Source organism: Aequorivita todarodis, from assembly GCF_028561335.1.
GTDB lineage: Bacteria > Bacteroidota > Bacteroidia > Flavobacteriales > Flavobacteriaceae > Aequorivita > Aequorivita todarodis.
In genome coordinates, this window is record NZ_JAQQTG010000020.1 from 213,050 (window position 1) to 226,313 (window position 13,264).

A 13,264-nucleotide genomic window follows, 5' to 3' on the forward strand; every position below is an offset into this window, starting at 1 on the left:
GTGGTTTTTAGGAGTTTCTTTAAAATGTACACTTTAATTTTTAAATCATAAAGGAATATTCCCGTGCTTTCGGTTTGGCCGCGGAACGTCCTTCGTTTCCAACATGGCAAAAGCCTTCAGCAGTTTTCTGCGCGTTTCGCGGGGCTGGATTACCTCATCGATAAATCCGCGCTGTGCGGCCTTAAATGGATTGGCAAATTTTTCGGCATATTCCGCTTCCTTTTCCGAAAGTTTCAGTTCGGGATTGGCAGCTTCGGCGATTTCTTTTCTAAAAATAATCTCGCTGGCGCCCTTTGCGCCCATCACGGCAATTTCAGCCGTTGGCCATGCGTAGTTCATATCGGTGCCAATGTGTTTACTGTTCATTACATCGTAAGCACCGCCATAGGCTTTTCGGGTTATTACCGTAACACGAGGCACGGTTGCTTCGCTTAAAGCAAATAATAATTTTGCACCGTTTAAAATGATGCCGTTCCATTCTTGGTCGGTTCCCGGAAGAAATCCCGGCACGTCCACCAAAACCAAAAGTGGAATATTGAAACAATCGCAGAAACGCGTAAACCGTGCACCTTTTTTGGAACTATCCACATCAAGAACACCCGCCAAGCTCATCGGTTGATTTGCAACGATGCCGATACTTCTGCCGCCCAATCGTGCAAAACCGACTATAATGTTGTCCGCGTAATCTTTATGCACTTCAAAAAACGAATCCGCATCAATAATTCCCTTGATTACGGCGTGCATATCGTAGGGTTTGTTTGCGGAATCCGGGACGATGCTTTCCAGTTCCTCCCGAAACTCATCGGCAGCTTCAAAAGGCAGTTTATCAGTTACGGATTTATTGTTCTGCGGAAGATAGCTGAGCAGGGTTTTAATCTGTTCCAAACACACAATATCATTCGCCGCCGTGAAATGTGTCACCCCACTTTTGGTGGCGTGGGTCCGCGCACCGCCAAGTTCTTCGGAAGTAACGTTTTCATTGGTTACGGTTTTCACCACGTTGGGTCCCGTAACGAACATATAACTGCTGTCCTGCACCATTAAAGTGAAATCGGTCATCGCAGGCGAATACACTGCACCCCCGGCACAAGGCCCCATAATTGCCGAAATCTGCGGGATTACGCCCGAAGCCTGCACATTTCTGTAAAAAATATCGGCATAGCCCCCCAAAGACCGTACGCCTTCTTGAATCCTTGCACCACCAGAATCGTTCAAGCCAATCACGGGCGCACCAACGCTCAGGGCGTGATCCATTATTTTACAGATTTTCTCAGCATGCGTTTCGGAAAGCGCACCGCCAAAAACCGTGAAATCCTGTGCGAAAATATATACCAAACGACCATTGATGGTGCCATAGCCCGTAACTACACCATCGCCGTAATACACTTCGTTTTGCATATTAAAATCGGTCGTGCGGTGAGTTACGAGGATGCCCATTTCCTCGAAGGAGCCTTCGTCGAGGAGATATTCCACACGTTCGCGGGCGGTGAGTTTTTTCTTTTCGTGCTGTTTTGCAATTCGTTTTTCGCCGCCGCCTTTTTTGGCTTCGGAAAGGATTGCTTGCAGTTTTTTATTGTTGTCGGTCATATTATATGCATTAAAACCCCAAAGGTTTTGGAAACCTTTGGGGTTTGGTTTGCTACTTCGGCATACGAAGCATTTCTGAATCTTTTAAATATTGTTTTAATGCGAAAAGCGCCGCCACTTTGGCTTCCTCTTCATTGATGGCTTTCAGCTTTTCTTCGGAATAGTATTTCTTTACAAAATTGGTGTCGAAATTTCCACTTCGGAAGGCTTCGTGTTCAAAAACGAATTTTCCAAAGGGAAGCGTGGTGCTTACACCTTCAATATCGTATTCCGAAATGGCTTCCAGCATCCGCTGCATCGCCTCGTTTCGGGTTTTTCCGTAGGTAATCAATTTTGAAAGCATGGGGTCATATTGAATCGGTACCTGCATGCCTTCGGTAAAACCGTCGTCCACGCGAATGTTTTTTCCGCTCGGCGGACTATACACTTCCAACTTTCCAACGCTTGGCATAAAGTTGTTCAATGGGTCTTCTGCATAAACACGCAATTCAAAAGCATGACCCGAGATTTTTAGATCTTCCTGCGAAAAGGAAAGCTTTTCATTATTGGCAACGTTTATCTGTTGTTCCACCAAATCGAGGCCGGTAATGAGTTCGGTAACGGGATGCTCCACTTGCAGGCGGGTGTTCATTTCGAGGAAATAGAAATTGTGTTTGTCGTCCAAAAGAAATTCCACCGTTCCCGCGCCCACATACTCACAGGCTTTTGCAACTTTTACAGCCGCTTCGCCCATTTGGTTGCGCAATTCCGGCGTCAAAACCGAGGAAGGTGCTTCCTCTACTACTTTTTGGTGGCGGCGCTGAATGCTGCATTCGCGCTCAAAAAGATGGACGGTGTTGCCAAAATTATCTGCCAAAACCTGGATTTCGATGTGTCGCGGCGAGGTGACAAATTTTTCAATAAAAACGGAGCCGTCGCCAAAAGCGTTTTCGGCCTCGCTGATGGCGCGCTTCATCTGTTCCTCAAATTCTTTGGAATTTTCAACAATGCGCATGCCTTTTCCGCCACCGCCAGCGGACGCTTTTATAAGAATTGGGAAGCCAATTTCTTTTGCGATTTCCTTTGCTGAGGCAACATCGGTAATAGCTTCATCGGTGCCGGGAACCATTGGGATATCGTATTTTTTCACGGCGTCCTTTGCGGCGAGCTTGCTTCCCATGATGCGGATGGCATGCGATTTTGGGCCGATGAAAATCATTCCGCTTTTTTCGACACTTTCGCCGAATTCGGCATTTTCACTTAAAAATCCGTAGCCGGGATGGATGGCATCCACATTCAATTCCTTGGCAACCTTTATGATTTTATCGCCTAAAAGATAGGATTCGTTGGAAGGCGGCGGGCCTATGCAAACGGCTTCATCCGCAAACTTTACGTGGGGCGCATTTCTGTCTGCTTCGGAAAAAACGGCAACCGTTTTAATGCCCATGTTTCGGGCGGTTTTCATTATTCGCAAAGCAATTTCGCCTCGGTTGGCGACCAATATTTTCTTAATCATTTTTTTTCAATTCAATTAGCAGTTTTCCTTTATCGACGGTTTCGCCTTTGGCAATAGTTACCGATTTTACAACGCCATCGCGCGGCGCCGTGAGCGTATTTTCCATCTTCATCGCTTCTAAAACGCAGAGGAAATCGCCTTTTTTTACTTCATCGCCTTCGGAAACGTTTACTTCCAAAATAATGCCCGGCATCGGGGCGTGGATTTCGTCTTCAAAAGAATCATTCCCAAGTGAAAGTCCCATTTTGGAAATAAGGGCGTCCAGTTCATTTTCAATCTTCACTTGATAGCGATTGCTATTTATTGATAGCGTGTAAATTCTATTTCTAAAATCTGCCCCGAGGGTTTCAACCTCAACCGATTTATTATTATAAATGATATTGGATTTTTTGTTATCGGAAATCACGTCAAGTGTTTCCAAATCTTTCGCTTGCAATGAAAACTCAAAGGTATCATTGACAATCGTTTTAAATTTTTCTTCCATAAACTGAAATTTTGATAAAGGTAAGATTTGTTGAAAGATTATGCCAATGCTTATCCATCGTAAAATAAAAAACCTCGCTGATAAATTATATCAACAAGGTTTTTGCTTTAAACATTTGGCTTTAAACCTATTTTTTGGGCTTTGATTTGGGTTTTGGTTTCGGTTTTGAACTTGCCGCTTTTGGTTTTGCTTTTACAGCACTTTCTGACTTCAACTTTTTTCTAACCCCGCTTAATGCTGTCCTCAACTCATTGATTCGGGTTTCCAAATCCTTTTGCGGCTTAAAAACTTCGCCAGGTAAACCTGCTGCTACATTAAGAGAATGGGTCAAAAATTCGAGATGCTCCAGTTCTGCCGCTTTTTTTCCTTCGGAACCGGCTTTTTGCCATATTTTCTTAAAGTTTTGAATGACCTCATCCCATTTTGTTTCAATTTTTTCATCTTCAATAATCATGAGAAGACATAAATCTATATTCAAACAGGCAATCAAGTCCCAATAGTCAAGGTCTTGGACCTCAGATTTTTCTTTTAATTTATTTTGTTGCTCCCCCAGTATTTGTTGTACTTCGGAAATAGATCTCAATTTATATTTTTTTCGATCTACGGTAAATTCACTGCCATAGCCCATTGCACCGCTCAATACTAATATGCAAGCGAGTTCTATGGAATTTACGATGGAATAAGTTTTATTTGAATTGAAATCATTAGTATAGGCCCTCTCATAATGGGAGATTGCAGTTTTAAAGGCATTTATTCGCTTTTTGGCGTCTGGAGCCAACATCGCCAACCGTTTGTAGGCACTGCCCAAAAGATTGTGGCGTTCGGCTGTTTCGCCTGCAAAAAGCAATACGGTAAGGTCGCTGATAACGCGTTCCGTCTTTTGATACGCTTCTTTTTTGGAAGCTGCAGTGGCATTTTCATTTTCGAAAATTTCCTTGATGTACATCTTTGCCCGTGTGTTGCAATATTTTTCCATACAGGAAAAGGAGAAATCGGCATTTTCCATTTTTAGGAGCTCTTCATAATTATTTGAAGCTTCAATATACATGGCCAGTTCCTGATAAATTTTAGCGACTCTTTCAATAATTTGCGGGGTCCTGAAAACATCCCTGTCCACCGCGGTCATAATAGTGTTCAATTCTGCTAAATGGTCTTTATCTGAACTCGTTGTCATCTGTAATTGATTCGATAGGTTATCGAGATCTATCTCTGCTTCCTGTGGGACGATATAACTTGGCAACCAAGAACTTTTTCCTGCAGAGACCCCTTTCAGTTTAAAGAAAGGATCGCCATAACATTGATAGGCTCCCCAAGTATTGTTGCCCGGATGTTTTTCATAAATATAATTTCGGGCATTTTTCACGGCATCGCCAAAATTATTCCCGGAGAACATATTGTTATAAAAAACCTGTGCAAAATCCAATGCTGCGGCATCATTAACAGCCCAACCGGCAGCGATCACGGCTTTCACTCCTATGCTTATCAATTGTGTGCCAATGTTTGCGGCCAATTTGTACCGGTCCCGATAAAACCTTTCGTCTTCCGAATTAGTATAACCAAGGTGGCAACAGTTTACGAAAACGAGTTCCGGTACTACGGGCATCTGCTCAATTTCGAATACCGTAAGAAAAATATCCTTGCCGATAACCATTCCCGATTTTCTTGGAGACTTTGCGTTGAAAACCCCATGACCTGCCAAATGTATTATTGTATAGTCATTGCAGAAAAAACTCTTGACTATGCTCGCGGCGCCTGTTCCTATAAGACTTGTGGTAGGGTAGCCTACATTTTCCAATGTATCTTTAACCATAGTTCCCTCTTCTTTTGCACCTGGCAATTGGGAAATAAAACCATCTAATATAGGGTCAGCTATAATCAGGGCTCCTTTTTCCGCCACACGTTTTATATTGATTCTGTAGTCTTTGGTGGATAACTGTCGTATCATACCGGCACTGATGCAAAGCGGTTTGGAATTGGTTGTATTGTCCTGAAGCAATTCCCACGGATAGGAAGCTGTTTTGCTATCGAGTATCCAAGAAATGTTTCCTTTTCGTTTAAGTTTCTCCTTTAAGTTATTGGGAATCAATAATTCGAAAAGCGTTTTTGCCGTACAGGCAGACCACTGGTTACTGCTGGAAACTTCCGAGATAAAGAGGTCTATCAATGGCGTACTGCTGTAGAGTTCGTTCTCTTCTTCCCTGGAATCGCGTGTGGAAGAACCAAAAACCATACTGGAAAGTTCTCCGGTTTGTTCGTTGGCTTCTTTGTATTTAATAGTTATCCTGTTCCACCAATCTTCCGCAGTGTCCAACGGCGTTCTTTTTTGGATACCCAATAAATTTGTGATCCGCTTATTGCCAATAATAATATTGAAAGTTGAATTTTCCTTATTGGCTATTTTGTTGAGCACATACATACAGTTTAAGGCCCGGTCTGCGTAAAGTTCAACTATTTCAATATGCTGAACCGTGCCGTAACCATCGGCCCCCAACATTTTTATTTTTTCATTGGCTCTATTAACCCCATAAATAATCGCTTTAAGCGAGCCTTCAACGGAAAGGCCACCGTAGCCCGATGCAACGCTTAAAGAAGAAACCCCTATGCCTTTTTTGGAAACGGCATCACCTCGGATTATTATCAAATAATTCAAAACTGCTTGTTCCACAGATTTTGAAAGTTGATAAGCGGTAAGTTGGTCTGGTTCCCCAAGCCCAACGATGATTGCACCTTCAAAGTCGCATTCCTTTATTTTGCGAAATATAGCGCTCGTACCAATTTCACCGGGGTAAAGCCCCAATCTGTGTTTAGCAGTCAGGCTACCGTTAAGATAATTGTCTATGGACTTTTCCGCATAAAGCACACCATCATTCAAAAAATGGCCTGCAATAATTGGATATTCAGCATATCGTAAATCGCCATTACTAACGGTGACGCTAACCGGAATTTGGCTGCCAACCGGTTCTATTTCATCAGCAAGGCCCAAGATTGTTTTTTCCAAACCATTTTCGGATAGATCAAAATCTATATCCGGTTCAGCCCTAAAGATTGTTTCCTCCCCGCGCAATAAGGGTTTGGTATTGCGGAGCAATTTGGTTTGCCCGGTGGAAAGGATTTCTTCTATCGCATTAAAAAGATCGGGCTCATTGGCCAGGGCACCGTGGGTAACCCGTGAATAATAAACCGCATTGGCCTCAACAAGCTGTTTCGGAATACCGGATGCCCAAGTTACACTTTGGTCGCCTTCGCTGGTGTAGAGGAAATACAGTTGCTTTTTCGGCGGAATTTCGTCGAGATAATAACCACAGGGTGTCATTTTATCCTTTCCGGCAATATAGACCATGCTTGAATAATCTATTTCGTCCCGTTTCTTTAATATGTTGTCGCGGTAATTTTTAAAGTAATCCAAATCGGACTGCTGCGGTAAGGGCCAATCCGTTTTTCCGAAATATTTCCGCATATTTTCCCAAGTCTCCATTTTTGCGAAATCGTTTTTCGGATCGGTTGTTAAAGGCAGCAAGGCCAAAATTCCAGGAAATTTCGAAAACATTTTAAGCAACGTTTCCTTGGTATGGAAAAGGTCCAATTTGCTCAACTTTTGGATTATGGCGTCCTCTCCGAACAAAACCGAAGGAATACGGAACGAGCCCCCAAGCGGCGATCCGAGAAAGAGCAATCTAAAGCCTTTTGAATCTTTTAACTCCCGCCAAGTATCGTCGTGGTTTAGAATAAAATCACGCACCAACAGCCCGCCCATGGAATGCCCAATAATCTTTATGGGCTGCCCAATTTTAAGCAGACTTTTAATTTTTATATTGAATTCACTTGCACATTCGGGAAGCGGTTTGCGCCAATCAAAGGGATAGACCACCACATCGTATTTGCCCGATAACCATTTGTAAAGTTTGAAATATGAAGTTTTTACAACGGAATCCGCAACAATTTTATTTACATTGGAATAGTTAAGGTTTATCAATCCGCCAGTAAGAATACGTCCGTAATGGAGCCATATTTCCTTGTCTTTTTGCGTAAGGTTGGAGCCCATGATTCCCGGCAGCATAACCACAATGGGTTTGGAGCCGGAAGGTGGCGATGTGGAAGGATACAGTTCTCCAGATTCCACGAGGGCTCTATCGCTTCCGGGAATTTCATTTTGTGCAATACATTTAAATCCCGGAATAAGCTGCCCTTCAGCGGTTTTAAGCACCAAGTCTATTGCTTCGCGGGTTTTATCATTTTCGAAGTACTTTACGTGGTTTACGTCAGCCCCTTGGTCGAAGAAATATTGAATATTGTCCTTGCGCTTTGCACCCAAATACATAGAATCTGTATTCACGACCAAGTCATTGCGTTGCCAGTAGAACAATTTTCCGAGGATTACAAAAAGCCCCTGTCCTGAAAAGCTTACCCGTCCGTTTCCTGAAATAATAGCCAAAGGTTTTCCGTTGATGGCGGTTTCCGGCGAAGGGTCGTTCAAAATTTTTATAAACGGCGATTCCGGTCTTTGGGCTTCCAAACCGGGAAGTACCGAAACGTCGTCCTTACTCTCAACGGCTGCGGAAAGCAATTCCTTTAAAATATCTCCAAACGCACCTCCAACCAAGGTTATCAAATTAAAAAACACATTCAGAATGTGATCCAACCTTTTTGAGGCCAGCTTGGTACCCGCGGCGGGACAGCCAACCCTGATAAATTTGGCTACGGTTATCTTTTTATGCTTAAAAATTCTGTTGAGCGCTTCTATGTTTTCAATGTCTTCTTCCCTATCGCCTTCTTTTTCGAGCAATGCAATGTGGTCATTGGTAAACCCAATGGCTGCTTGCTCATTGTTATTGCTGTACTTATTCAGAATATCGCCCACAATCCCGCCTCTGGAATGGGTGAGCATATGCACAACGGAATTATCGGGCAACATTTTGGCCAATTTCACCACATTCAATAACGGACTTTCGGTAAGGGTCCTATGCTGAAAAGCGAGCACGTTTTTACCATAAATCTGATGCAGCGTATTCCAAACGGGAGAAGCCTTTAAATCCTGGAATGCCCCAAACGTATCTGAATTCGTTCCGTGTATAAAAAGAAAAAACGGGCTATTCGAAGGTTTTCCATCGAAAACACCAAATTTAAAATCCCTATCAACCGTAAACAATGCTGCGCCCGTAGCCAAAAAGTTTTTGGGCATAACGGCAGGGTCTATTTCGTTTTGCAGATGTTGGTCTTCCAGTTTTTTTGAAAGTGCCGCCACGCCACTACCAAGGGCCTTTTTCGCGAATACTTTTAAAAGTTTCAACGCAATTTTGCCAACAATTCCCCTTTCCGTTGAAGGCGCATCCACCGAATCGGGCATCACAAAAACATCGGGCTGCATATCGCGGCTGCCCGGAGGTTTTAGGGCTGGATCGAGTTCCGGAAAAACCTCGTGCATGGTCGAGGCATCGCACATCCAAGAGGTGCCGTCGTCGAGAACCAGTTCCAACAACTTGTCATTTCCCTCTAATTGGATTTCGTGCTGATTGGAAACATCCCTATTGCTGGCCTGTAAATTATAAACAACGGCTCCTTCTGCGTCGGTTTCCTTTTCACCATAAACTACTAGTTTTTTGATCGGTTCCATAATATCGGGTATTAGGTTATTTTAAAAAATAGACTGCTTTTTTTAATAGAAAAACCTGGATTTTGGCATACAATGCTCAAATACAGCAGTTTGAATAATTTCTAAATTTAAGGTTAAATGAATTAAACAAACCCTAAATCACTGATTGTAAGCTACTTAAATAAAAAAGGGGATGTTTCGTGAGGAGATCAAAAGTTACAATAATTTTTCACATTCCGGCAAAATTTTATCGGTTGAATTTTCTGAAGGAAGAAATAACCATTTTTCAACGCAATAAATTTTTAAGGGTTTCCATTTTTATAACATAATTTCAGTATCTTTTTGAAAACAAAATGATTATGAAATGCCCATTGCCAAAATGCAAACCAACCGAAAATGTCCCGGCAGCTATCGGCATGGGCATTCCACCAGCCTGCTTACAAGGCAGGTCTTTCTATTTTTCTAAATATGTTATACAGATGAAAAAGTACATTGTCTTTGCAACAGCCTTCATTTTTTTCACATCCTGTGCCCAGCACAAAAAGAAAAATGATGTAGCGCTGAAAACCGAACCGCAAACCTATAAAATTGAAGAAGCGGTGGACGGGTTGACCATTCCGTGGGGAATGACGTGGCTTCCCGACGGCAGTATGCTCATTACCGAGAAGGATGGGCGATTGATTCATTTTAAAAATGGTGAAAAAACCGAGATAGCCAACGTGCCGGCCGTTTACAACAGTGGCCAAGGCGGTTTGCTGGATATAGAATTGCACCCGAATTATAAAGAAAACGGTTGGATTTATATGACATACGCTTCGGAAGAAGGACCCGGGAAAGGAGGCAATACCGCTTTGATGCGGTGCAAGTTGGAAGGCAATTCGCTTACAAATATTGAAACCCTTTACAAAGCCGAACCCAATACTACGGCCGGACAGCACTTCGGTTCGCGGATTGAATTTGACAACGATGGTTTTGTGTATTTCTCCATTGGCGACCGAGGTGAACGCGATGTAAATCCGCAGGACATAACCCGTGATGGCGGTAAAATTTACCGATTGAACGATGACGGCAGCATCCCAACTGACAATCCATTTTACAACGAAGCCAATGCCAAAAAAGCAATTTACACCTTCGGCAACCGCAATCCACAGGGAATGGCAAAGCATCCCAAAACCGGAAAAATCTGGATGCACGAGCATGGGCCAAAAGGAGGCGATGAAATAAACATTGTAAAGAAAGGCGCCAATTACGGCTGGCCCATTGTAACATACGGTATCAATTACAGCGGTACAAAAATTACCGATGAAACCACGAAACCCGGAATTGAACCGCCCATTTATTATTGGGTTCCATCCATTGCGCCCTGCGGGATGGCGTTTGTTACAGGCGATAAATACACGGAGTGGAAATACAAGTTACTGGTGGGTTCTTTAAAGTTTGGCTATGTGGAATTGCTTACTTTGGAAGACGAAGAGGTGACAAATCGTGAAAAAATAGCACAGGATATCGGGCGGGTTCGAAACGTAAAAATGGGCCCGGACGGATTGATTTATATCGCCGTGGAAGGGCAGGGAATTTTTAGATTAGTGCCTGAATAAAAAATGACCACGAATATATTTATAAAATTATTCGTGTATTCGTGGTCAACCTTTACTTTTTAGTTCCTTTTTTTCTTTTTCTCCAGAAATCAAAAACGAACCAACCGATAACGGCAATCACAAAATACATCAGGTAAGAAACTGGCTTCCCGCTACCTCCAACGGTGGTGAAAAGCCTGTCCCAACGTACTTTTTTGTTTACTCCGTCCCAGCTCATCCATACAAAAACCGGTTTCCCCACCACGTGGTTGAAAGGTACAAAGCCCCAGGTACGGGCATCCTCACTGTTGTTTCGGTTGTCGCCCATCATCCAATAATAATCCATTTTAAAGGTGTAATCTGTAAGTGGCTGCCCGTTCAATAAAACTTCGGTGCCGGATTGGGTTATTTTATTGTCGATACCGAGTTCACTTCCTTCATATACTTCAATAATGCGTTTGTACAATGGCAGTGTTTCCGGGGTAATGGCAACGGTTGCGCCTTTCTTCGGAATATATAGCGGCCCAAAAAAATCGTTGTTCCAAGGATAGTTGTGGTTGTTTGGGAAAATGCCTTGGTCCCATATTCCTTTTTCATTGCGAAGACGCGCAATTTCAACCACATTTGGGTTGTTTTTCAGCATATTCAACGATTCTTCCGAAATCGCCGAAAAACGATAAGTCCCGTTTTGATAGCCATAACGGTCAGTAATGTCGTAACGGTTGTTAAGCATTTCGGGGTTTAGCTGCCCGTTTACTTTCACATCGTAAGAAAACTGAATTTTTGCGCGATCGGGCAAATCATTCTTTTTTCCGTTGATGAAAACATAGCCATCACGCACTTCCAAAGAGTCGCCCGGAAGTCCAACGCAACGTTTAACATAGTTCGATTTTTTATCGATAGGCTTGTAATAATATTTTCCGTCGCCGTACTGCTGAAAGGCATTTACCGTATCCACGGGCCAGTTGAAAACTACAATGTCGTTATGCTTTATATCCTGAAAACCCGGAAGACGGAAATAAGGAATCTGCGGTTCAGAAAGATATGATTTTGTGTGAACCACCGGAATGGTATCGTGTACCATCGGAAAGGCAACGGGCGTCATAGGAGTACGCGCGCCGTAATGGAATTTACTCACAAAGAGGAAATCGCCCACCAAAAGTGTTTTTTCCAAAGAAGAAGTGGGGATGGTAAACGGCTGCATAATATAGGTATGCACTATAGTAGCGGCAACCACAGCAAACAAAATAGAACTCACCCACTCCCCTGTTGAAGTTCGAGGTTTTAGGCTTCTATCCTTTATATGAGATACTTTTTGAGTGTAGTTAATGTAATAGATATAAAGACCCAAGGTCACAATTCCCAAAATGGTATCTGTCGTCGAATTTCGGCCAAAACTGCGCAAGGTTTCTACCCAAACTACTGGGAACATAATTAGATTAACGATGGGCACGAAAAGCAAAATGGTCCACCACCACGGACGGTTGATAATCTTCATCAAAACCACGGCATTGTAAACCGGCACGGCTGCTTCCCAAGCTTTTCTACCCGCTATTTGGTACAACTTCCAGGTGCCGGCAAAATGGATTACCTGAACTATCAAAAAAAATATAAACCAACCTGTCCAACTCATAATTAATAAGCCCCCCGGCCCCCGAAGAGGGAGCAAGAGGAAATTTTTAAAATGTTATTTTTATAATCAAATTTGTAAATTCTAAATTCAAATGGATCTGCTCTATATTCCCCCTTTGGGGGTTAGGGGGCCAATACCTCTTTCATCGTAAAAATACCTTTTTTATCCTTTAAAAACTCTGCGGCCAAAATGGCTCCCAAAGCAAACCCCTCGCGGCTGTGGGCTTCGTGTTTTAGGGATATGGTATCTAAGGAAGAGTCGTAGGAAACGATATGGGTTCCCTTTACATCTTCTTCCCGTTTTGCTGTAATATTTAAAAAATTTTCTTCGGAAGTATTTAGCTTCCAATCCTTTTTATCACTGTGCTTCAATATTCCCTCGGCAATGGTGATGGCCGTGCCGCTGGGCGCGTCCTTCTTTTGAAGGTGATGGATTTCTTCTACGGAAACATTATAATCTTTCCACTTCGCCATCATCTTTGCGGCATAATCGTTTATGCTGAAAAAAAGGTTTACCCCCACGCTGAAGTTGGACGCATAGATAAAGCTTCCGTTACGGTTTTTACATAAGTTTACCATTTCATCATATTTATCAAGCCAGCCCGTTGTGCCCGAAATAATAGGTATTCCGGCTTTCAACGCCTTGGAAATATTTTCAACCGCGGCTTCGGGCGAAGAAAATTCGATGGCAACCTCAGCGTCCCCAAAATTTCCTTCGGAAGATTCGCTCGTACTTTTAAAAACGATGGAATGGCCCTTTTCCAAAGCCAATTTTTCAATGGTCTTGCCCATTTTTCCGTAACCGAGAAGTGCTATTTTCATAATTGGCGGGTGTTGGGTGCGGGATGCTGGGCGCGGGATGACGAGTGACGGGTGACGGAAGTATGAGGAATACATAC

General features: G+C 43.0%; 7 protein-coding genes. 1 reads left to right on the top strand and 6 read right to left on the bottom strand.

The window, feature by feature from the left end; all coding sequences use genetic code 11:
• Positions 1–45 precede the first annotated feature (45 nt).
• The 4 genes from POV26_RS10250 to POV26_RS10265 form a co-directional block, all read right to left on the bottom strand.
• Complete coding sequence (locus POV26_RS10250; RefSeq protein ID WP_272856377.1) at positions 46–1,587, bottom strand: acyl-CoA carboxylase subunit beta; 1,542 nt, start codon at positions 1,585–1,587, stop codon at positions 46–48.
• 52 nt (positions 1,588–1,639) lie between these two features.
• Positions 1,640–3,079, bottom strand: a complete 1,440-nt coding sequence (gene accC, locus POV26_RS10255; protein ID WP_272856427.1) for an acetyl-CoA carboxylase biotin carboxylase subunit — start codon at positions 3,077–3,079, stop codon at positions 1,640–1,642.
• A complete protein-coding gene (locus tag POV26_RS10260; RefSeq protein ID WP_272856378.1) occupies positions 3,075–3,566 on the bottom strand; it encodes an acyl-CoA carboxylase biotin carboxyl carrier protein subunit in 492 nt (163 codons plus the stop codon). The genes accC and POV26_RS10260 overlap by 5 nt, the downstream gene beginning before the upstream one ends.
• A 127-nt stretch (positions 3,567–3,693) precedes the next feature.
• The gene (locus POV26_RS10265) at positions 3,694–9,177 is read right to left on the bottom strand and encodes a CHAT domain-containing protein (protein WP_272856379.1); all 5,484 of its coding nucleotides are present in this window, start codon (positions 9,175–9,177) and stop codon (positions 3,694–3,696) included.
• Between the two features lie 458 nt (positions 9,178–9,635).
• Between POV26_RS10265 and POV26_RS10270 the strand changes: the two genes are divergently transcribed.
• The gene (locus POV26_RS10270) at positions 9,636–10,754 is read left to right on the top strand and encodes a PQQ-dependent sugar dehydrogenase (RefSeq protein WP_272856380.1); all 1,119 of its coding nucleotides are present in this window, start codon (positions 9,636–9,638) and stop codon (positions 10,752–10,754) included.
• A gap of 52 nt (positions 10,755–10,806) precedes the next feature.
• Here POV26_RS10270 and lepB read toward each other — a convergent pair whose 3' ends face one another.
• Together lepB and dapB are read right to left on the bottom strand one after the other, a co-directional pair.
• Positions 10,807–12,366, bottom strand: a complete 1,560-nt coding sequence (gene lepB, locus POV26_RS10275; RefSeq protein ID WP_272856381.1) for a signal peptidase I — start codon at positions 12,364–12,366, stop codon at positions 10,807–10,809.
• A gap of 122 nt (positions 12,367–12,488) precedes the next feature.
• Positions 12,489–13,187, bottom strand: a complete 699-nt coding sequence (gene dapB, locus POV26_RS10280) for a 4-hydroxy-tetrahydrodipicolinate reductase (protein WP_272856382.1) — start codon at positions 13,185–13,187, stop codon at positions 12,489–12,491.
• Positions 13,188–13,264: the final 77 nt, after the last annotated feature.